This window comes from Mycobacterium zoologicum, from assembly GCF_020181635.2.
GTDB lineage: Bacteria > Actinomycetota > Actinomycetes > Mycobacteriales > Mycobacteriaceae > Mycobacterium > Mycobacterium zoologicum.
Genome location: NZ_JAYJJS010000011.1, coordinates 75,075 through 96,184, shown reverse-complemented (window position 1 = coordinate 96,184; position 21,110 = coordinate 75,075). Strand labels below are relative to the sequence as shown.

Genomic DNA, 21,110 nt, shown 5'->3' with positions numbered 1-21,110 from the left:
GAACCGGGTTCCTCCACTCATGCGCGGGATTCGCGGTCAGCCCTCGGCGGGCGTCTCGCGGTCAACCACCTTGAGCCGATACATCATCAGGTCGGCCGGCACACCGGTGGTCTTGGGCGCCAGCACCTGACGGCGGGCCCGTTTGGCCACCACACCCAGCTCCGCGAGTTCCTCGGGCGCGATGCGCTCCAGGGTCGGTCCGGACACCACGATGCCGCCCTTGGTGGCCCGTTCCATGACCCGGGCGGCGATGTTGACGTCCACGCCCAGCCAGTCGTCGGCCAGCCGTTGCGGCCGACCGGTGTGGATACCGACCCGCATCCGCGGCGTATGACCATTGACCTCGACCGTTGCGATGGCCTCCTGCGCCTGCAGCACCGCGGCCACCGCCACCAGCGGGTTGCGGAACACCGCCATCAACCCGTCGCCCATCCGCTTGACGATCCGGCCGCCGGCGTCGAGCAGCGGCGGCTCGACGGCCTGCGACACCCGTCGCAGCAGGGTGAGGGTGGCATCGTCACCGGACTGCAGCGACCAGGTGGAGAAACCGACCAGGTCGGTGAAGACCAGCGTCGCCTCGGCGTTGCCCGGAACCCGCGACACCCGCTGGGTCAGTGCCTGCCAGACCTGCAACGCACCCAGGCTGACCTCACGAGACGCCGCGGACCGATCCCCCATCAGGCGGTCGGCCGCCCGCGCCGCGGTCTGCGGGCCGCCTTCGCCCGCGGTGGACAGCGGGTCGCCGAAGTCCGGGTCGCCGGGAAGCGAGCGGCGCACCCGGCGCACCAGATCGACCACTCGGTCGTCGTTGGTGGTGCGGTTCAGCCAGGCAGCGGCGTCATCGAGGAAGAACGAACGGCGGCGGACGTGCTCGGCCATCTCTCCCGCTTCCTCGAGCTCGCCGGCGTGTTCGCCGACCGACTCAAGGTCCATGCGCCTCAGAGTAGGTGGCTGTAACGGCTAGCGGCAACGACGTAGCGACGTGGCGCGCGACACTCTCCATTTTTCCAGCCGCGACGCGCCCGGATAATGTAGACAACAAGCGTTGTCACAATTATCGTGGTTTCAGTTTCGATCGATTGAGGAGACGTGATGACCTTGACAACGACCACGTCCACCGAGCAGCTGCCCCAGCACGCCGGTGCGGTTGCCCCCAAGCCCGTCCCGGCCGTCGAACCGTTGACGTCAGAGTCGCTGACCTGGAAGTACTTCGGCGACATCCGCACCGGCGTGATGGGCATGTGGATCGGTGCCATCGAGAACATGTATCCCGGCCTGGGAGCCGGCGTGGAGCAGCACTCCAGCCTGTTCAACGAGCCACTGCAGCGCGTGACACGGTCGGTGTACCCGATCATGGGCGTGGTCTACGACGGGGCCCGCTCCCAGCACACCGGCGCCGCCGTCCGCGACTACCACCGCGACATCAAGGGCATCGACTCCCAGGGCCGGCGCTATCACGCCCTGGACCCCGAGACCTTCTACTGGGCGCACGCCACGTTCTTCATGCTGATCATCAAGCTGGGCGAGTACTTCTGCGGCGGGCTCACCGAAGCCGAGAAGCACCAGCTGTTCGACGAACACGTGCAGTGGTACCGGATGTACGGCATGAGCATGCGGCCGGTACCCAAGAGCTGGGAAGACTTCTGCGAGTACTGGGACCGGGTCTGCGAAGACGACCTGGAGCTCACCAAAGCCGCGCAGGACATCCTCTACATGCGCATCCCCAAGCCGTGGTTCGTCATGATGCCCACCGGAATGTGGGACCAGCTGTTCAAGCCGATGCTGGGTGTGCAGCGCTGGATCGCCGCCGGCCTGTTCGAGCCGGTAGTGCGGGAGAAGGCCGGCCTGCGCTGGTCCGAGGGAGACGAGGTCCTGTTCCGGCTGATCGGCAAGTTCAGTCACCTCGCGTTCAACTTCGTGCCCGAGGAGATCCGGCTGCATCCGCGTGCACTGGCCGGCTACAAGCGCGAGCAGGGCAAGCTCGGTGCCGACGCACCCCTGGAGGAGGCACCGTGGTTCATGGCGCCTCCGAAGAGCCGGCGCGACAACGGAATGCACTACGTTCCGCGGGTGTCACGGCGGATGAGCCTGATCGAGCGAGCGGGATCGCTGGTGCACAGCACCTTCTCGCTGGCCGGGGTGCGACCACCTCGGCCGAGGCCGAAGGCCGCCTAGAACGATTTAGGCCCTGCGCTGCGCCCGCGCGCTCTGATACAGGCAGATCGCAGCGGCCGCAGCAACATTCAGGCTTTCGGCGCCGCCGGACATCGGGATGACCACCCGGTGATCGGCGGCCGCGGCGGTGGCAGCCGGCAACCCCTGGGCTTCCGGGCCGAACAGCCATGCCGTCGGCGCGGCCAACACCGGATCGGCGTCGTCCAAGCTCAATTCACCGTCCAAGGCCGTCGCCAGCACCTGCAGCCCGGCCTGCGCCAGCGCCGCGAGCACCGCGTCGGTGTCGGCGTCCACCACGACCGGGACGGTGAAGATGCTGCCCGCCGAGGAACGCAGGCATTTTCCGTTGTAGGGATCGACGCTGTTGCCGGTCAGCACCACCGCGTCGGCGCCGGTGGCATCGGCGATGCGGATCAGCGTGCCGACATTGCCCGGCTCACCGACTCCCACCGCGACTACCACCAATTTCGGTGCGCCGGAGAGCAATTCGTTCAGCTCTGGTTCGGGCAGTGCGCACACCGCGATCAGTCCCACCGGTGTGACGGTGTCCGACAGTGCTTTTGCCGCGCGCTCGGTGACGAGCTGGATCGGCGTCTGCGCAAGCAGATCGCCGTGACGGTCGGCGGCCGCCTCGGTGGCGAAGACCTCGACGGCCAGGCCGCGACGGATGGCGGCCTCGACCAGATTGGGCCCCTCGGCCAGGAAGCGCTGCTCGCGCTTCCTGGCCACGTGCCGGTGCAGCTTGACCGCCGCGACCACGCGAGCCGAACGTTCGGTCAGCATCGGCCGCTATGGTCAGGCGGCCTCGCCGGACGGCGCGTTGACGTCCTCAGGCAGCGCAGCCCGGGCGACCTCGACCAGCGCGGTGAACGCGGCCGCGTCGCTGACGGCGATCTCGGCGAGGTTCTTGCGGTCCACCTCGACACCAGCGGCCTTGAGGCCCTGGATCAGGCGGTTGTACGTGATGTCGTTGGCGCGGGCCGCCGCGTTGATGCGGGTGATCCACAGCTTGCGGAACTCGCCCTTGCGGGCACGACGGTCCCGGTAGGCGTAGGTCATTGAGTGCAGCTGCTGCTCTTTGGCCTTGCGGTACAGCCGCGAACGCTGGCCACGGTAACCCTTCGAAGCCTTCAGGACTGTACGGCGCTTCTTCTGGGCGTTGACTGCGCGTTTCACGCGTGCCATGGGGTGTTCCTACTCTCGTTGGGGCGTAAAGGGGTTTGCGTCGGGTGAAGCGGCTGTCAGCCGTTCAGCATCGCGTTGACACGCTTGGTGTCGCTGGCAGCCACCTCGGTGCGGCCGGCGAGCCGGCGCATGCGCTTACTCGACTTGTGCTCGAGCAGGTGGCGGGCGTTGGCCTTCTGCCGGACGATCTTGCCGGTTCCGGTGCGACGGAACCGCTTCGAAGCGCCGCTGTGGGATTTCGCCTTGGGCATGTTTCCTCAGTTCTGGTGTCGGTGTTGCGTTCTACTGCTGCTCGGCCGCATCGGCCGCGGGTGCGGCGTCAGCGGCAGGTGCTGCGTCAGCAGCGGGTGCGGCGTCCGGTGCCGGTGCCGGTGCAGCCGTGCCTGCGCTGGCCTGCTCGGCCGCCTTGGCCCGGGTCTTCGCGCCGCGGTGCGGTGCCAGCACCATCGTCATGTTGCGGCCGTCCTGCTTGGCGGAGGTCTCGACGAAGCCGTACTCGGCGACGTCGGCGCCCAACCGCTGCAGCAGTCGGTAGCCGAGCTCCGGCCGGGACTGCTCGCGGCCACGGAACATGATGGTCACCTTGACCTTCGCCCCGGCTTCGAGGAAGCGGACCACGTGGCCCTTCTTCGTCGCATAGTCGTGGTCGTCGATCTTGGGACGCAGCTTCTGTTCCTTGACGACGGTCTGCTGCTGGTTCTTGCGAGACTCGCGCTCCTTCTGAGCCGCCTCGTACTTGTACTTGCCGTAGTCCATGATCTTGCAGACCGGCGGTTTGGCGGTCGGAGCAACTTCGACAAGGTCAAGATCGGCATCCGCGGCGACGCGAAGCGCATCTTCGATGCGCACAATGCCTACCTGTTCCCCGCCCGGGCCGATCAAACGGACCTCAGGTACACGAATGCGCTCGTTGACGCGGATCTCAGTGCTGATGGGACCTCCCTGGGTAGTCTTTCCGGTCGCGGCCGCCGCAGTGCTCGTCCGGACGCAGCGGCGCTGACCCCACCCACCAGCAAAAAAGCCCTGCACGAAGCAGGGCCCAATACCGACCGATCGCAACCCGAATAGCATCGGGCCACCTGCGCACCGCGCAGAGCAGGCGATTCGCACCGCCTGCGACCGGACCACAGGGCCTGCGGATAGCTCCGTGGCCAGTGGTGGGAGGGAACTCCACTTGCTGTCCTGGCGTACGCCGGGACGGTCGCGGAAGGAAGTCTAGCAGCAACAATGCGTTCAGCCGGAATCCCGCCAGTACGGCTGCGCATTCCCGGCGCGCATCTCACACCGATTTTCCAGGTTCAACTGCTTATTCTCGCGGACTATGACGCTGACTCAGCCGCGCTCGCGCAGCCGCTCGACCTCCCGGTTGCACTGGGTGCCCGCAGCAGCCGCCTGGGCTGTCGGTATCGCCGCGACGCTGACGCTTTTGGGCAGCATGTCCCCGGTGATCCGCTGGATCATCCGGGTGCCACGAGAGTTCATCGACAAGTACCTGTTCAACTTCCCCGACACCAGCCTGGCCTGGGCGTTCGTACTGGTGCTGCTGGCCGCCGCACTCAGCGCCCGCAAGCGCATCGCCTGGTGGCTGCTGCTGGCCAACGTGCTGGTGGGCGCCGCCTGGAACATCAAACGCCTTCTCGGCGGCACCACCGACACCGCGCAGGGCATCAGCAGTTACGTGGGCCTGGCCCTGCACAGCGCCGCTCTGGTGCTGCTGGTGGCGTCCTACGGGCAGTTCTGGGCCAAGGTCCGCCGCGGGGCGCTGCTGAGATCGGCGGCGACGCTGCTGGCCGGCTGGGCGGTGGCGATCGGGCTGTGCTGGGCGCTCATCGAGATGTTCCCCGGATCCGTGGAGCCGCCGATGCGGCTGCCCTACGTGGTGAACCGGGTCGTCGGCTTCGCGCTGCTGGAACCGGACTTCTTCCCCGGCAAGCCCGACTTCGGTCTCAAAGCGCTGTGCGGGCTGCTCGGGGCGCTGGCCCTGATCGTCGCGGCGATCGTGCTGTTCTTGTCCCAGCGCTCCGACAACGCGCTCACCGGCCAGGACGAGTCGGCCATCCGGGGGCTGCTGGAGCAGTACGGGCGCAACGACTCGCTGGGCTACTTCGCCACCCGCCGGGACAAGTCGGTGGTGTTCGCCCCCAACGGGCGTGCCGCGATCACCTACCGGGTCGAGGTGGGCGTCTGCCTGGCCAGCGGCGACCCGGTGGGCGACCCGCGGGCGTGGCCGCAGGCCATCGCGGCCTGGCTGCGCGAATGCGAAGACTACGGCTGGGCGCCGGGCGTCATGGGCGCCAGTTCCGCCGGTGCCCACGCCTTCCAGGAGGCCGGGCTGAGCGCGCTGGAACTCGGCGACGAGGCGATCCTGCGGCCCTCGGAGTTCAAGTTGTCCGGCCCGGACATGCGCGGGGTGCGCCAGGCGGTGACGCGGGCCCGGCGGTCCGGGCTGACCGTGCGGATGCGCCGGCACAGCGAGATCGGCGCCGACGAGATGACACTGGTGCTGCAACGCGCCGACGCCTGGCGCGACACCGAATCCGAGCGCGGCTTCTCGATGGCGCTGGGCCGGCTCGGCGACCCGGCCGACGCCGACTGCCTGCTGGTCGAGGCGCTGCGCGGTGATCCCAAGGCCGGCGATGTGGTGGCGATGCTGTCGCTGGTGCCGTGGGGGAACAGCGGCGTCTCGCTGGATCTGATGCGCCGCTCGCCGCAATCGCCCAACGGCACCATCGAATTGATGGTCAGCGAACTGGCCTTGCAGGCCGGCACCATCGGAGTCAACCGGATCTCGTTGAACTTCGCGATGTTTCGGGCCGCCTTCGAGCAGGGCGCCCAGCTCGGTGCCGGGCCGGTGCTGCGGTTGTGGCGACGCCTGCTGATGTTCTTCTCCCGCTGGTGGCAGCTGGAGACGCTGTACCGGTCGAACATGAAATATCAGCCGCAGTGGGTGCCGCGCTACGCCTGCTACGAGGACGCCAGGCTGATCCCCCGGGTGGGTGTCGCCTCGGTGATCGCCGAAGGCTTTCTGGTGCTGCCGTTTTCGCGGCGCCAGGAACAGCACACCGGCCACCACTCGGCGGTGCCCGCCGCGGTGGCTGCCACCGGGATGCTGCACAGCGACGGCACCGCGCCCGACGGCCTCACCGGGCCGGCCGAGTTCGCCGAACCCGCCGAGGCAGCGCCCCGGCTTCCCGAACAGGTCCGGGTCCGGCTGGACAAACTGAAGTCGTTGCAGGACAGCGGCGTCGATGCCTACCCGGTGGGCTCACCTCCTTCACACACCGTGGCACAAGCCCTGGACACCGACCCCAGCCAGGGCGTGTCGGTGACGGGCCGCGTGCTGCGGATCCGCGACTTCGGCGGCGTGCTGTTCGCACAGCTGCGCGACTGGTCGGGTGAAGTGCAACTGCTGCTGGACAATTCGGTACTCACCGGAGTGGAGGGCGGGCGCGCCGCGGACTTCGGCGCGGGCGTCGATCTCGGCGACCTGATCGAGGCGACCGGCCACATCGGCCACAGCCGCAACGGCACACCGTCGCTGCTGGTGCAGCGGTGGCGGCTGGTCGGCAAGTGCCTGCGCCCGCTGCCCGACAAGTGGAAGGGTCTGACCGACCCCGAAGCACGGGTGCGATCGCGCTACGTCGACCTGGCGATCAACACCGAGGCCCGCGAGCTGATCACCGCCCGCAGCAGCGTGCTGCGCTCCATCCGGGACACGTTGTTCGCCAAGGGATTCCTGGAGGTAGAGACCCCGATCCTGCAGCAACTGCACGGCGGGGCCAACGCCCGGCCGTTCGTCACCCACATCAACGCCTACGACCTCGACCTGTACCTGCGGATCGCGCCGGAGCTCTACCTCAAGCGACTGTGCGTGGGTGGGGTGGAGCGGGTGTTCGAGCTGGGCCGGGCGTTTCGCAACGAGGGCGTCGATTACAGCCACAACCCGGAGTTCACCCTGCTGGAGGCCTATCAGGCCCACGGCGACTACCTCGCCTGGATCGACGGTGCCCGCGAGCTGATCCAGAACGCGGCGGTAGCCGCCAACGGCGCCCCGGTGGTGATGCGGCCCGGCGCCGACGGCGAGCTGGAACCAGTCGACATCTCCGGCGAGTGGCCGGTGCGCACCGTTCACGACGCGGTGTCCGACGCCCTCGGCGAGCAGATCGACGCCGACACCGACCTGGGCACCCTGCGCCGGTTGTGCAACGACGTGGGCGTGCACTTCCTGCGGCAGTGGGACGCCGGCCAGGTGGTGCTCGAACTCTACGAGCACCTCGTCGAGTCGCGCACCGAACGGCCCACCTTCTACACCGACTTCCCCACCTCGGTCTCGCCGCTGACCCGGCCGCACCGCAGCCGGCCCGGCGTGGCCGAGCGGTGGGATCTGGTGGCGTGGGGCGTCGAATTGGGCACCGCCTACAGCGAACTGACCGACCCGGTGGAGCAGCGCCGCAGGCTGCATCAGCAGTCGGTGCTGGCTGCCGGCGGCGACACCGAGGCCATGGAGCTCGACGAGGATTTCCTGCAGGCCCTGGAGTACGCGATGGCCCCGACCGGCGGCCTCGGCATGGGGGTGGACCGGGTGGTCATGCTCATCACCGGCCACAGCATCCGGGACACGCTGCCGTTCCCGCTGGCCAAGCCGCGTTGACCGCAATTGTGGATCATCATGGAGAGGTGATAGCCCGCATCCGCCGCGCGGTGTTCGCCCGGCACGCCAACCCGTGGAGCGCCTGGACCCGGTGGGCGACGACACCGCTGATCCTGGTTCCGGTGTGGCGACGGTCCTGGCGGGATGCCGCCTGGATATCGGTGTGGTTCGCGCTGAACCCGGTGATCTTCGGTGAGCCGACCGATCAGGCGGCCTGGTCCACCCGCGCCATGCTCGGCGAGGAACGGTGGATCACCGCCCGCCCGCGCGACGCCGCCCTGCTGGTGAACCTGGCCGGCGGCGTCGCGACCGCGGCCGCCCTGGTCAGCGCCCGCCGTCGGCGGCTGCTGCCGACGGCGATCGCGACCGCGGTGGCGATGACGCTGACCATGGGCTACTGGGAATTGATGGTCCGCTACTTCGACCGCCGCCGGTAACGTGTCGAGCATGGGTGACGATCCGAACGAGCCGCAGCCCGACACCGGTTATGACGACGCCGGCGTGCCGACGTTCGACTCGGTACGCGAGAAGATCGAAAGCCGCTTTCAGACCTCGATCGGCGCCCAGGAGCTCGATTCGGAGAGCCAGGAGGGCCGCGCCGTCGAGCAGCAGTTCGAGGACCGCCAGCGCGCCGCCGCCGACCGGCTGGAGCAGATCCGCAAGTCGATGCGCGAGGGTGAGCACTGACCGGTGCGCAGCTTCACCGTCGACGAGCGGCGAAACCGTTTGGCGCGCAGACATTTCCTGACCCCTGATACCGCCGGTGAGTCGATCGCCCAGATCGCGGCGACCCTGATCGGCCTGCACGGCACCGATCCCGCCACGCCGTATCTGTCGCTGTGGGCGCGCTCGTCACCGTTCGCCGTCGCCGACCTGAACGACGCCCTGTATGAGAAGCGGTCACTGGTCAAGCATCTGGCGATGCGCCGCACGCTGTGGGTGATCGACCCCGCCGACCTGCCGGCCGTGCAGGCCGCCGCCAGCGACCGGGTGGCCGGCGCCGAACGGCGCAAGCTGATCGCCGACGTCGGCAAGGCCGGGGTCGCCGAGGACGGCGAACACTGGCTGGCCAGAGCCGGCGACGCCGTGCTGCGGCACCTCGGCGAGCACGGTCCGACCAGCAGCGCCGCGCTGCGCAGTGCCCTGCCCGAGCTGGCCGGCACCTACGATCCCGCGCCCGGCAAGTCCTACGGCGGCCAGACGCACCTGGCGCCGCGGGCGCTGACCGTGCTCGGCGCGCAGGGTGACATCGTGCGCGGGCCCAATGACGGCGGCTGGACCTCGTCGCGCCCGCGGTGGGCGACCGCCACCGACTGGCTGGGCGAGCCGGGTGAGCCGATGAGCACCGAGGCCGCCCAGGCTCAGTTGGTCGGCACCTGGCTGCGCGCGTTCGGGCCGACCACCGCCGAGGACATCACCTGGTGGTTCGGCACAACCAAGACCGCAATCCGAAAAGCGTTGCGCGACATCGGCGTCGTCGACGTCGACCTGCACGGCACCCCGGGGTATGCGCTGCCCGATGATCTGGAGCCCGAACCCGACGTCGAGGAGTGGGGCGCGCTGCTGCCGGGCCTCGACGTCACCACCATGGGCTGGTATCACCGCGACTGGTATCTGGGCGCGCATCGCGGCCAGCTGTTCGACAACAACGGCAACGCCGGCCCGACGGCGTGGTGGAACGGCCGGATCGTGGGCGGCTGGTGTCAGGACGCCGCCGCGAAGGTGCGGGTGCAGTTCCTGGAGGACCCGGGCCGGGTCGCTCGCGACGCGCTGACGCGGCGGGCACGGGAGCTCACCGACTGGCTGGACGGGGTGCGGGTGCCGCCGCGGTTCCCGTCGCCGCTGGTCAAGGCGGCGCCGCACTAACTTATGGTACTGGTACCATAACCATATGGCTCTCAAGAAGACCACAGTGATGGTCGACGAGGATGATCTCGCGGTGATCAAAGAGGCGGCCGCACGGGACGGGCGGCCCGAATCCGAGTACTTTCGCGAGGCATTCCACCTCGCCGCCCTGCGGGCACGTCGTTGGCCGAAGAACTGGGATATTCCGGCGCTGGATTTCGGCCACGCCGTGACCGCGGATGAGATCCATGACATCGTCAGTGGAGTCGCCGCGTACCACGCCCCATGATCGTCATCGGTGACACCTCCGGACTGGTAGCCGCATTCAACTCTGCTGACCCGGAGCACATCGCGGCACGTGATTCTCTGGCCGAGGCGGCACTGACCGTCATCTCCCCGCTGGTCCTTCTCGAAATCGAACACGTCGCGACCAAGCTCGTGGGCCGGCGCGATGCACTGGCGATCAACGATTGGATACTGCGTCAGGAACAGACTGGGCGGATCGCGATCCCCGCTGTTCTGGCCGCCGAACTGCGTGCCGCCCGAATGGTCCAAAACCGCTACGCCGCATTGAAGCTAGACCTCACCGACGCAGTCAGCGTCGTGCTGGCCGATAAGTTTGACACCGACACGGTGCTCACGCTTGACCGCCGCGATTTTCGCGCCGTCGTCCCCCTCAACGATGCCGCCGCATTCCGCCTGCTACCCGACGACCGTTAGGCGCTGGCCTTCTTACGCCCACGCTTGGCCGCCTTGGCCGGTTTGGCCGGCGCGCCGAGGATCTCGGCGAGGAACTTGCCGGTGTAGCTCTCCGGGACGGCCACCACCTCCTCCGGCGTTCCCGAGGCCACCACGGTGCCACCGCCGGCCCCGCCTTCGGGGCCCATGTCGATGATCCAGTCCGCGGTCTTGATCACGTCCAGGTTGTGCTCGATGACGATCACTGAATTGCCTTTGTCGACTAGGCCATTGATGACGCCCAGCAGTTTGGCGATGTCCTCGAAGTGCAGCCCGGTGGTGGGCTCGTCGAGGATGTAGATGGTGCGCCCGGTGGAACGCTTCTGCAGCTCGGAGGCCAGCTTGACCCGCTGCGCCTCACCGCCGGACAGCGTCGGCGCCGGCTGGCCCAGCCGCACATAGCCCAGCCCGACGTCGACCAGGGTGCGCAGGTAGCGGTGGATCGCGGTGATCGGCTCGAAGAACTCGGTGGCCTCCTCGATCGACATGTCGAGCACCTCGGCGATGGTCTTGCCCTTGTAGTGCACCTCCAGGGTCTCCCGGTTGTAGCGGGCGCCGTGGCAGACCTCGCAGGGCACGTAGACATCCGGCAGGAAGTTCATCTCGATCTTGATGGTGCCGTCGCCGGTGCACGCCTCGCAGCGGCCGCCCTTGACGTTGAACGAGAACCGGCCCGGCTGATACCCGCGGACCTTGGCCTCGGTGGTGGCCGCGAACAGGGTGCGAATCTTGTCGAACACCCCGGTGTAGGTGGCCGGGTTGGACCGCGGGGTGCGCCCAATCGGTGACTGGTCGACACGCACCAGCTTGTCCAGGTAGTCCAGCCCGGTGATCCGGGTGTGCCGGCCCGGCACCTGACGCGCGCCGTTGAGCTTGTTGGCCAGCACCGCCGCCAAGATGTCGTTGACCAGTGTGGACTTGCCCGAGCCGGACACCCCGGTGACCGCGGTGAGCACACCGAGCGGGAACGCGACGTCCACCCCGGCCAGGTTGTGCTCCCGGGCGCCCACCACCCCGAGTTGGCGTCTGGTATCGACTTTGCGCCGAACATCGGGCACCGCAATGGTTTTCGCACCGGACAGATAGGCCCCGGTGATCGACTCGGAATTGGCCAGCAGCTCGGCGTACGTCCCGCTGTGCACGATCTTCCCGCCGTGCTCCCCGGCCGCCGGACCGATGTCGACGATCCAGTCGGCGTGCGCGATGGTGTCCAGGTCGTGCTCGACGACGATCAGGGTGTTGCCCAGATCCCGCAGCCGCACCAGGGTCTCGATCAGCCGGCGATTGTCGCGCTGGTGCAGCCCGATCGACGGCTCGTCGAGCACGTAGAGCACCCCGACCAACCCGGAGCCGATCTGGGTGGCCAGCCGAATGCGTTGCGCCTCACCACCGGACAGGGTGCCGGCCGCCCGCGACAGGGTCAGGTACTCCAGGCCCACGTCGAGCAGGAAGCTCAGCCGCGACTGGATCTCCTTGAGCACCTGGCCGGCGATGGCCTGCTCCCGCGGGCCCAGGGTGAGCGCACCCAGGAAGTCCGCGCAGTCCGCGATCGACAGGTCACACACCTGCGCGATGGATCGGCTGCCGTAGTCACCGGCGGCCAGCGTCACCGCCAGGATCTCCGGCTTGAGCCGGGTGCCGGCACATTCCGGGCACGGCACGTCACGCATGAAGCCCGCGTAGCGGTCCTTCATCTGCTCGGACTCGGTCTGCTCCATCTTGCGCTGCAAAAACGCCATCACGCCCTCGAACTCGGCGTAATAGGAGCGGGTCCGGCCGTAGCGGTTGCGGTAGCGCACGTGCACCTGCTCGTCGGAGCCCTCGAGAATCGCCTTGCGGGCCTTGGCCGGCAGCTTGCGCCACGGGGTGTCCACGTCGAAGCCCAGGGACTCGCCCAAGCTCGCCATCATCCGGGTGAAGTACTCACTGGTGGGGCCCATCGACCACGGCACCACCGCGCCCTCGGCCAGGGTGCGCTCCGGGTCGGGCACCACCAGTTCGGCGTCGACCTCCTTTCGGATGCCCAGCCCGGCGCACTCGGGGCAGGCCCCGTACGGCGAGTTGAACGAGAACGAGCGCGGCTCCAGGTCGTCGACCGAGAGCGGATGTGCGTTGGGGCAGGCCAGCTTCTCGGAGAACCGCTGCTCTCTGGGGGCGCCGTGCGGGTCATTTTCGTCGCGGTCGACGAACTCCAGCACCACGATGCCGTCGGCCAGGCCGAGCGCGGTCTCCACCGAGTCGGTGAGCCGCTGCTTGGCCGACTCCTTGACCGTGAGCCGGTCGACGACCACCTCGATGTCGTGCTTCTCCTGCTTCTTCAGCTTGGGCGGATCGGTGAGCGGGTGCACCACCCCGTCGACCCGAACCCTGCTGTAGCCCTGGGTGTTCAGCTTCTCGAACAGGTCGACGAACTCGCCCTTGCGGGTGCGCACCACCGGGGCCAGCACCTGAAAGCGCAGACCCTCGTCCATGGCCAGCACCTGATCGACGATCTGCTGCGGGGTCTGCCGCGCGATGCGCTCACCGCAGACCGGGCAGTGCGGTGTGCCGGCGCGGGCATACAGCAGCCGCAGATAGTCATAGACCTCGGTGATGGTGCCGACCGTGGAGCGCGGGTTGCGGTTGGTGGATTTCTGGTCGATGGACACCGCCGGTGACAGGCCCTCGATGAAGTCGACGTCGGGTTTGTCCATCTGGCCGAGGAACTGCCGGGCGTAGGCCGACAGCGATTCGACGTAGCGGCGCTGGCCCTCGGCGAAGATCGTGTCGAAGGCCAGCGAAGACTTGCCCGACCCAGACAGCCCGGTGAAGACGATCAGCGCATCCCGGGGAAGGTCGAGGTCCACGCTGCGCAGGTTGTGTTCACGGGCACCCTTGACGATCAGCCGGTCAGACACGGCTCCCATGCTATGTGCCGGTACCGACAGGCGCCGCAGGGCCAGTACCGTGGCGGACATGACGCGCAAGATCTCGGTCGACGACCACTACACCGGGCACGTCGAACCCGGAACCGCGGCCCGGCGGGTGCTGCCCGGAGCCTCCATCATCAAGACCTCGGTGGGCCCGATGGACAACAACGCCTACCTGGTGACGTGCGCCAACACCGGCCAGACGCTGCTGATCGACGCCGCCAACGACGCCGAGAATCTGGTGGCCCTGGTGCGCGAGCAGGCACCGCAGGTGTCGCTGATCCTGACCACCCACCAGCACTTCGACCATTGGCAGGCCCTGGCCGAGGTCGCCGAGGCGACCGGGGCGCCGACGGCCGCGCACGCCCTGGATGCCGAGCCGCTGCCGGTGAAACCGGACCGGATCCTGGCCGACGGCGACACCGTGACCGTCGGGGATCTGAGCTTCGATGTGATCCATCTGCAGGGCCACACCGAGGGGTCGGTGGCGCTGGCGTTGGGCGCCGCGGCCGCCGGCGGCGTGACGCAGCTGTTCACCGGCGACTGCCTGTTTCCGGGAGGTGTCGGAAAGACTTGGCAGCCCGGCGATTTCGAGCGACTGCTCGATGATGTCGAGACCAAGGTGTTCGGCCGCTTCGGCGACGACACCGTCGTCTACCCCGGTCACGGTGATGACACGACGCTGGGCGCCGAGCGCCCGCATCTGAAGGAGTGGCGTCAGCGGGGCTGGTGAGCCTGCTACCCCGTGGTGTGGACGATCAGCACGTCGATCTTGGAGCGGCGCGACACGTTGGCCGGCACCGAACCGAGCAGCCGACCGGCGATGGTGCTCAGGCCGACATTGCCGACCACCAGCAGGTCGGCCTTAACCGACTCGGCCAACTCCACCAGCGCGTCGACCGGAGCGCCGACGATGGCCTTCTCCTCGACCTCGTAGGCACCGGCCTTGATGGCCCGCTCCTTGGCTTCCTTGAGGATCGCGTAGATCGGGGCGTTGCCGGAGGCGATGTAGCTCTCGTCCTTAAGCGCGTCGGCGGCCCGCGGGTCATCGGCATGCGGCAGGTACGCCGTGGTGATGACGAGCTTGGAGCCTTCACCGGAGGCCAGGTAAGCCGCCCGGTCCACGGCACGCAGCGAAGAATCCGAGCCGTCCGTACCTACCACGACGGTCTTGTAGCCGCTCATCCGTAAACCCTCTCGGTGATGTGTTGCCAAATTCGCCTAACAAACCATGGCGACATTAACGCGTCAGCGGCCCCGATGGGGGTAATTGGGCATCACGTGTCCACCACACCAGGGCACATCAAGCGACGTGAACCCCGCATTGGACCCCTGGTGACGTAGCCGACACGGTGCGCCCGGCGGTAGTAGCGTGAATTCTCATCACCCTCATCCGAACCGACAGCGCACACCGTTGAGCCTGGTCGCGACCCGGCAGCCGGTGCGCACGATGGCGGGCCCACCGCCGCGCCCGCGTCGCCGGCCCGACGCGACCCTGGTCGCGGTCGTGGCCACCGCCATCAGCGCCGTGGGGGTGAGTCGGCCGTCACTGTGGTTCGACGAGGCGGCCACCATCTCGGCCTCGACCCAGCGCTCACTGCCCGAGCTGTGGCACATGTTGGGCCACATCGACGCAGTCCACGGCCTGTATTACCTGCTCATGCACGGCTGGTTCGCGATCTTCCCGGCCACCGAGTTCTGGACGCGGCTGCCCAGCTGTCTGGCGGTCGGCATCGGCGCCGCCGGGTTGGTGGTGTTGTGCCGCCAGTACGCCGGACGGCAGCTGTGGGTGTGCGCCGGCGTGCTGTACGCCGTGCTGCCCAGGGTGACCTGGGCCGGGACCGAAGCCCGCCCGTATGCGTTCGCGGCCGCCGCCGCGGTCTGGCTGACCGTGCTGTGCGTCGCGGCGGCGCGCCGCAACACCGGGCCGCTGTGGGTGGGCTACGGCGCGGCGGTGGTCGCGGTGGGACTGCTCAACATCTTCACAGTGCTCACGGTGGCGGCGCACCCGGTGATCCTGTCCGGCCGCAACTCCACAGCCCGGCGGCGGTGGGCTTGCGCAGTCGGTGTCGCGCTGACGCTGCTGGTCCCGTTCGTGGTGCTCAGCCAGAGCCAGATCCGCCAGGTCGCCTGGATTCACCCGCTGAACCTGTCCACCGTCGTCGAAGTCGTGCAGCAGCAGTACTTCGACAACAGCGTTGCGTTCGCTGTCCTGGCCTGGCTGATGCTCGTCGGGGCCGAGGTCGCGGTTCGGGTCGGCGCCCGCCCGGCACCGGACCCGGACACCCGCCGGCTGGTGGTGCTCTGTGCTGCGTGGATGCTGATTCCGACACTGGTCACGCTGGCCTATTCGGTGCTGGGGAGACCGGTCTACTACCCGCGGTATCTGATCGGCACCGCCCCGGCGATGGCGATCGCACTGGCGGTCGCGGTCACCACCCTCGCCGGATCCCGTCGGGCTGTGATCGCCGTTGTGGTGGCGCTGGCGGTGGCGGCAGCACCCAATTATGTTGTGGATCAACGCGATCGGTACACGAAGGAGAAGGGCTGGGACTACAGCGCGGTCGCCGACGTGATCGACGCACACGCCCACCCCGGGGACTGCCTGCTGATCGACAACACAACCCGGTGGATGCCCGGCCCGATCCGGGCGCTGACGGCCGCACGGCCCGCGTCGTACGCGAAGCTGATCGATCCCGGCCGCGGACCGCACCGGCAGAGCCTCGGCCGGCTGTGGGACGGGCACCTTTCGGTGTCGGCGCTGGCCGATCAGCTCGACCACTGCCCGGTCATCTGGACGGTCACCAACCACGACCACACCCTGCCGGCTCATCAGGCTGCGGTCATGCTGCCGCCCGGAACCCGCTTCGCCCGCACCCCCGACGGACGGATGCTGCGTAAGTTGGGCTTCCACGTCGTCGAGCGCTGGCAGTTCACTTTCAGTCAGGTGATCAAGGCGATCCGGTGAGCACCCCGGCGTCGTCGTCGCGACTGGCCCGATAGGACAGCACGCACCCAGCGGTGGCGAGCACGGCGAAGATCGCGAACAGCCAGCGGGCGGCCGGTTCACCGGTGCTCATCGCGGTGTTGACCACCAGGCCGGCGATACCTGCACCGAACGCTCCGCCGATCAGCGTGACGGTGTTGATGGCCGCGGCGGCCGTACCGCCTTCGGCGGGGTCGTCGACGCAGCTCATGGCCCACGCCGACAGGTGCGGCCAGCCGGCGCCGACGCCCATCCCGACGACCAGCAGTGCCATCGCCCAGATGGCGCCGACCGCCGTCGGGTTGTAATGGCTCATCCGGGCGAACGCGACCACCGCCAAACCCGCCGCCATCACCAGCGGCCCGCAGATCACCAGTCCGACGACCACCCGCGCCTTGCTGACCGAGGCGCTGGCGATCTCGCTGATGGTCCAGCCGGTGGACAGCGCGGCACCCAGGAATCCGGCCATCACCGGCGCCAGGTGAGCCAGCCGCTGACCGAGCAGCGGGATGTAGAGGTTGGCCTTCGTGGTGGCCATCAGCAGGCCCAACGTCAGGTAGATCCACTTCTCCCGGCCCGGCCGGAAGGCACTGGGCGGCAGCACCGCCGATGACGAGCGCTGGTCCACGACCAGGAACACCGCCAGCAGACCGGCGCCGGCGACCAGCAGGCCGGCCGCACCGAGCATGTTGCGCGGCAGCTGGGCGGTGCTCACCACCAGCGCCGCGCCGCCGAGCAGCAGCAGCGACCGCACCGGGATGGCCATCGATTCGTGGTGTTGACTCGGGCGGCTGGCCCGCAGCACCACACTGACGGCCACGCACATCACCCCGGACAGCACGACCATCAGACCGAACGCCCATCGCCAGACGCCGAACTGGGCAAACAGGCCGCCGGCGGCCGGCCCGACCAGGGTGCCGACGCCCCACATGGCCGACACCAGTCCCGACGCCCGGGTCCACAGCCAACTGGGCAGCACCGCGTTGATCAGCGCATACCCCAGCCCCGCCAACAAGCCGCCGCCCATGCCCTGCAGGGTTCGGCCGATCAACAGAATCTCCATGTGGGGGGCGATCGCGCAGACCGCGGCGCCCACACCGAAGGACAGCACACCGGCCAGGTAGGCCAGGCGGGAGCCGATGCGCACCAGCACCGCGTTGGCCGCCGCGGCGGCGACCACCGAGCCGACCAGATACAGCGTGGTGGCCCAGGCGTAATACCGTTCGCCGCCGATGTCTTTGATGGTGCTGGGCAGCAGGCTGATCGTGAGGAATTCGTTGGTGGCGTAGAGTGCCACGCCCCCGGCCAGCACGGCCGAGGTGCCCAGATATCGCCGGCCGAGCAGCTCACGCCAGCTGCCTGTGCTCACGGCGGCGTCAGCCGCCACCGATTCAGTCAGATCCACCACCGCTTGAAGTCAATCACGGCGCACCGGACACGACGACGACGGGACTCACTTGAGCCCGGCCGCATCCATGCCCCGGAGCTCCTTCTTCAGATCGCTGATCTCGTCGCGGATCCGGGCCGCCAGCTCGAACTGCAGGTCGCGGGCCGCGTTCATCATCTGCTCGGTGAGATCCTTGATCAGATCGGCCAGTTCGGCGCGGGGCATGCCCGCGGTGTCCCGGCCCTCGAAAACCCCGGCGCTAATGGCCCGGCCGGGCTCGCCCTGCGCCCGCCGTCCCCGCGAGGAGTTGCGGCCCGACCCGGCGATCGCCACCTCACCGGCCTCGGTGTCGGCGGCTTCGCTGTACACCTGGTCGAGGATGTCGGCGATCTTCTTGCGCAGCGGCTGCGGGTCGATGCCCTTCTCCGCGTTGTAGGCGATCTGCTTTGCCCGGCGCCGGTCGGTCTCGTCGATGGCCTCCCGCATCGAGTCGGTGATCTTGTCGGCGTACATGTGCACCTCGCCGGAGACGTTGCGCGCCGCCCGGCCGATGGTCTGGATCAGGCTGCGGGTGGAACGCAGGAAGCCCTCCTTGTCGGCGTCGAGGATCGACACCAGCGACACCTCCGGCAGGTCCAGGCCCTCCCGCAACAGGTTGATGCCGATCAGGACGTCGTAGTCGCCGAGCCGCAACTGACGCAGCAGTTCCACCCGGCGCAGCGTGTCGACCTCCGAGTGCAGGTAGCGCACCCGGATCCCCATCTCGAGCAAATAGTCGGTGAGGTCTTCGGCCATCTTCTTGGTCAGGGTGGTCACCAGCACCCGCTCGTCGGCCGCGGCGCGCTGGCGGATCTCGGCGATCAGGTCGTCGATCTGGCCCTTGGTGGGTTTGACCACGACCTTCGGATCCACCAGGCCGGTGGGGCGGATCACCTGTTCGACGAACTCACCACCGGCCTGGCTTAGCTCGTAGGGCCCCGGGGTGGCCGACATGTAGACCGTCTGCCCGATACGGTCGGCGAACTCCTCCCAGGTCAGCGGCCGGTTGTCGCACGCCGAGGGCAGCCGGAAGCCGAACTCCACCAGGTTGCGCTTACGCGACATGTCGCCCTCGTACATGGCGCCGATCTGCGGCACGGTGACGTGCGACTCGTCGACGATGAGCAGGAAGTCCTCCGGGAAGTAGTCGATCAGGGTGGCCGGCGCCGTGCCCGCACCGCGACCGTCGATATGTCGGGAGTAGTTCTCGATGCCCGAGCAGAAGCCGACCTGGCGCATCATCTCGATGTCGTAGTTGGTGCGCATCCGCAGCCGTTGGGCCTCCAGCAGCCTGCCCTGGCCCTCCAGCTCCGCGAGCCGTTCGGTGAGCTCCTCCTCGATGGTGGAGATGGCCTGGCCCATGCGCTCCGGGCCGGCGACATAGTGCGTGGCCGGGAAGATCCGCAGCGAGTCGACCTTGCGGACCACGTCGCCGGTGAGCGGATGCAGGTAGTACAGCGCCTCGATCTCGTCACCGAAGTACTCGATGCGGACCGCCAGCTCCTCATAGGACGGGATGATCTCGACGGTGTCGCCCCGCACCCGAAACGAGCCGCGGGTGAACGACATGTCGTTGCGGGTGTACTGGACGTCGACCAGCAACCTCAGCAGTGCGTCCCGCGGCACCTCGGCACCCACCGTCAGCTCGACGGAGCGGTCCAGGTAGGACTGCGGGGTGCCCAGGCCGTAGATGCACGACACCGAGGCCACCACCACCACGTCGCGCCGGGACAGCAGGCTCGAGGTCGCCGAGTGACGCAGCCGCTCCACGTCATCGTTGATCGAGCTGTCCTTCTCGATGTAGGTGTCGGTCTGGGCTATGTAGGCTTCCGGCTGGTAGTAGTCGTAGTACGAGACGAAGTATTCAACAGCGTTGTGCGGCAACATCTCTCGTAACTCATTGGCGAGTTGCGCGGCCAGCGTCTTGTTCGGCGCCATCACCAGGGTGGGGCGCTGCAACCGTTCGATGAGCCAGGCCGCGGTGGCTGACTTGCCGGTGCCGGTGGCCCCGAGCAGCACCACGTCCTTCTCCCCCGCGGCGATCCGGCGCTCCAGGTCGGCGATGGCGGTGGGCTGGTCGCCGGCCGGCTGATATTCGCTGACCACATCGAAACGGCCGCCGGTACGCACCAGGCCGTCGACCGCGTCACCGGCCGGGCGGTATTCGGAATGTGCGATCACGGGGTGTTCCGTTGCGAAAGCCACGCACCCAGGGTAAGCCGGGTATCTGACAGTGAGAGGAGGCCAGCGGTGCACGCCCCCAAGCAGGAGACCTTCGACCTGGTCGCCTACACCAACACCGACCCGAAGGGTGTGGTGCGCGACGTCGACGTCTTCACGGTGCAGCCGTGGGGTCTCTACGTCGCCCGGCCCACCCCGGGCCGGGCCCAGTTCCGGTATCTGGAGTCGTGGCTGCTGCCCACGCTGGGACTGCGCGCGACAGTCTTCCACTTCAATCCGGGCCACGAGCGCGACCAGGACTTCTACCTTGACGTCGGCGACTACACCGCGGGCCCGGAGCGCTGGCACTCCCAGGACCACTATCTGGACCTGGTGGTGCGTACCGGGGCCGGCGTCGAGCTCGCCGACACCGACGAGCTGCTGACCGCCGTACGGGCCGGGCTGCTCAGCGAGGAAGCCGCCGAGCGGGCGGTGCTGCGGGCGGTGACCGCCGTCGACGGCCTGGCACGGCACGGCTACGACCTCCACGAGTGGTTGAGCGGCGACTACGGGATGCAACTGTCCTGGGCCGGGTAACCTCGTGACCATGAACGTCAACCTGAGACTGAGTGCCGCGATCGCGACCGCTGTGGCCGTGCTGGGCTGCGGTCAGTTGATCCCGGCGCCGGCGTCCGCCGCCGAGGAGCTGCACAACGTCACCTACATCGCCAGGGTCGACGCCTGGACCACCGGCAGCGTGGTCACGTTCATGCGCAACGACACCGAGACCGCCAGCGCGGACCTCGACGGGTTCGGCGCACCGTTCGAGGCCAACACCGTGATGGCAGACCCGAGCAAGGCCGGCATGGTGATCCGGCTGAAGTTCCCGACGACGGCGAACGTGCACTGTGAGATCAAGGTCGACGACGTCACCACCGTCAAGAGCGACCGGTTCGTCAACACCTGGGGCAACACCAACGACCCGCATGTCGGCGCAATGCTGTGCGGCGCGCTGATCAGCAGCATGGCCTGATC

At 68.3% G+C, this 21,110-nt stretch carries 20 protein-coding genes; 11 read left to right on the top strand and 9 right to left on the bottom strand.

Annotation, left to right across the window (positions count from 1 at the left end):
- Positions 1 to 36: 36 nt before the first annotated feature.
- Positions 37 to 933: an adenylate/guanylate cyclase domain-containing protein gene (locus K6T84_RS11375; protein WP_304621263.1), complete on the bottom strand. Its 897-nt coding sequence runs from the start codon at positions 931 to 933 to the stop codon at positions 37 to 39.
- Between the two features lie 159 nt (positions 934 to 1,092).
- Here K6T84_RS11375 and K6T84_RS11370 point away from each other — a divergent pair, with 159 nt between their 5' ends.
- On the top strand, positions 1,093 to 2,175 hold the full coding sequence (locus K6T84_RS11370; protein WP_225400216.1) for an oxygenase MpaB family protein: 1,083 nt from the start codon (positions 1,093 to 1,095) through the stop codon (positions 2,173 to 2,175).
- 6 nt (positions 2,176 to 2,181) lie between these two features.
- On the opposite strand, the gene K6T84_RS11365 is transcribed toward K6T84_RS11370, so the two are convergent.
- The 4 genes from K6T84_RS11365 to infC are packed head-to-tail and all read right to left on the bottom strand — an operon-like array spanning position 2,182 to position 4,293.
- Complete coding sequence (locus tag K6T84_RS11365) at positions 2,182 to 2,958, bottom strand: TrmH family RNA methyltransferase (protein WP_224865494.1); 777 nt, start codon at positions 2,956 to 2,958, stop codon at positions 2,182 to 2,184.
- Between the two features lie 12 nt (positions 2,959 to 2,970).
- A complete protein-coding gene (rplT, locus tag K6T84_RS11360; RefSeq protein WP_224865493.1) occupies positions 2,971 to 3,360 on the bottom strand; it encodes a 50S ribosomal protein L20 in 390 nt (129 codons plus the stop codon).
- 56 nt (positions 3,361 to 3,416) lie between these two features.
- Positions 3,417 to 3,611, bottom strand: coding sequence for a 50S ribosomal protein L35 (rpmI, locus tag K6T84_RS11355; RefSeq protein ID WP_224865492.1), 195 nt, complete (start codon positions 3,609 to 3,611; stop codon positions 3,417 to 3,419).
- A 31-nt stretch (positions 3,612 to 3,642) separates the two neighbouring features.
- The gene (infC, locus tag K6T84_RS11350; protein WP_224865765.1) at positions 3,643 to 4,293 is read right to left on the bottom strand and encodes a translation initiation factor IF-3; all 651 of its coding nucleotides are present in this window, start codon (positions 4,291 to 4,293) and stop codon (positions 3,643 to 3,645) included.
- A 388-nt stretch (positions 4,294 to 4,681) separates the two neighbouring features.
- Between infC and lysX the strand changes: the two genes are divergently transcribed.
- The 6 genes from lysX to K6T84_RS11320 are packed head-to-tail and all read left to right on the top strand — an operon-like array spanning position 4,682 to position 10,576.
- Positions 4,682 to 8,011, top strand: coding sequence for a bifunctional lysylphosphatidylglycerol synthetase/lysine--tRNA ligase LysX (gene lysX / locus K6T84_RS11345; protein WP_225400217.1), 3,330 nt, complete (start codon positions 4,682 to 4,684; stop codon positions 8,009 to 8,011).
- Between the two features lie 26 nt (positions 8,012 to 8,037).
- Positions 8,038 to 8,448, top strand: coding sequence for a DUF6653 family protein (locus K6T84_RS11340; protein WP_329786681.1), 411 nt, complete (start codon positions 8,038 to 8,040; stop codon positions 8,446 to 8,448).
- 10 nt (positions 8,449 to 8,458) lie between these two features.
- Positions 8,459 to 8,698 carry a hypothetical protein gene (locus tag K6T84_RS11335; protein ID WP_224865490.1) on the top strand — a complete coding sequence of 80 codons (240 nt, stop codon included), beginning with the start codon at positions 8,459 to 8,461 and terminating at the stop codon, positions 8,696 to 8,698.
- 3 nt (positions 8,699 to 8,701) lie between these two features.
- A complete protein-coding gene (locus K6T84_RS11330) occupies positions 8,702 to 9,877 on the top strand; it encodes a winged helix DNA-binding domain-containing protein (RefSeq protein ID WP_224865489.1) in 1,176 nt (391 codons plus the stop codon).
- 25 nt (positions 9,878 to 9,902) lie between these two features.
- Complete coding sequence (locus K6T84_RS11325) at positions 9,903 to 10,145, top strand: ribbon-helix-helix protein, CopG family (RefSeq protein ID WP_224865488.1); 243 nt, start codon at positions 9,903 to 9,905, stop codon at positions 10,143 to 10,145.
- Positions 10,142 to 10,576 (top strand): type II toxin-antitoxin system VapC family toxin, encoded by a 435-nt coding sequence (locus K6T84_RS11320; protein ID WP_224865487.1) that lies wholly within the window; start codon positions 10,142 to 10,144, stop codon positions 10,574 to 10,576. Before K6T84_RS11325 ends, K6T84_RS11320 begins: the two co-directional genes overlap by 4 nt.
- Here the strand turns inward: K6T84_RS11320 and uvrA are convergent.
- The gene (uvrA, locus tag K6T84_RS11315; protein ID WP_225400218.1) at positions 10,573 to 13,491 is read right to left on the bottom strand and encodes an excinuclease ABC subunit UvrA; all 2,919 of its coding nucleotides are present in this window, start codon (positions 13,489 to 13,491) and stop codon (positions 10,573 to 10,575) included. The two genes, K6T84_RS11320 and uvrA, sit on opposite strands and share 4 nt — an antisense overlap.
- A gap of 58 nt (positions 13,492 to 13,549) precedes the next feature.
- On the opposite strand from uvrA, the gene K6T84_RS11310 reads away from it, so the two are divergent.
- Positions 13,550 to 14,236, top strand: a complete 687-nt coding sequence (locus tag K6T84_RS11310; RefSeq protein ID WP_224865485.1) for an MBL fold metallo-hydrolase — start codon at positions 13,550 to 13,552, stop codon at positions 14,234 to 14,236.
- A gap of 5 nt (positions 14,237 to 14,241) precedes the next feature.
- On the opposite strand, the gene K6T84_RS11305 is transcribed toward K6T84_RS11310, so the two are convergent.
- Positions 14,242 to 14,688, bottom strand: a complete 447-nt coding sequence (locus K6T84_RS11305; RefSeq protein WP_224865484.1) for a universal stress protein — start codon at positions 14,686 to 14,688, stop codon at positions 14,242 to 14,244.
- A gap of 229 nt (positions 14,689 to 14,917) precedes the next feature.
- Between K6T84_RS11305 and K6T84_RS11300 the strand changes: the two genes are divergently transcribed.
- Positions 14,918 to 16,471, top strand: a complete 1,554-nt coding sequence (locus K6T84_RS11300; protein ID WP_329786680.1) for a glycosyltransferase family 39 protein — start codon at positions 14,918 to 14,920, stop codon at positions 16,469 to 16,471.
- Here the strand turns inward: K6T84_RS11300 and K6T84_RS11295 are convergent.
- Positions 16,455 to 17,888, bottom strand: a complete 1,434-nt coding sequence (locus K6T84_RS11295; RefSeq protein ID WP_224865763.1) for an MFS transporter — start codon at positions 17,886 to 17,888, stop codon at positions 16,455 to 16,457. The two genes, K6T84_RS11300 and K6T84_RS11295, sit on opposite strands and share 17 nt — an antisense overlap.
- A gap of 54 nt (positions 17,889 to 17,942) precedes the next feature.
- Positions 17,943 to 20,120, bottom strand: coding sequence for an excinuclease ABC subunit UvrB (gene uvrB / locus K6T84_RS11290; RefSeq protein WP_224865482.1), 2,178 nt, complete (start codon positions 20,118 to 20,120; stop codon positions 17,943 to 17,945).
- 45 nt (positions 20,121 to 20,165) lie between these two features.
- On the opposite strand from uvrB, the gene K6T84_RS11285 reads away from it, so the two are divergent.
- Together K6T84_RS11285 and K6T84_RS11280 are read left to right on the top strand one after the other, a co-directional pair.
- The gene (locus tag K6T84_RS11285) at positions 20,166 to 20,672 is read left to right on the top strand and encodes a ribonuclease FAU-1 family protein (RefSeq protein WP_224865481.1); all 507 of its coding nucleotides are present in this window, start codon (positions 20,166 to 20,168) and stop codon (positions 20,670 to 20,672) included.
- Between the two features lie 10 nt (positions 20,673 to 20,682).
- Positions 20,683 to 21,108 carry a hypothetical protein gene (locus K6T84_RS11280; protein WP_224865480.1) on the top strand — a complete coding sequence of 142 codons (426 nt, stop codon included), beginning with the start codon at positions 20,683 to 20,685 and terminating at the stop codon, positions 21,106 to 21,108.
- The last annotated feature ends 2 nt before the right edge of the window (positions 21,109 to 21,110 follow it).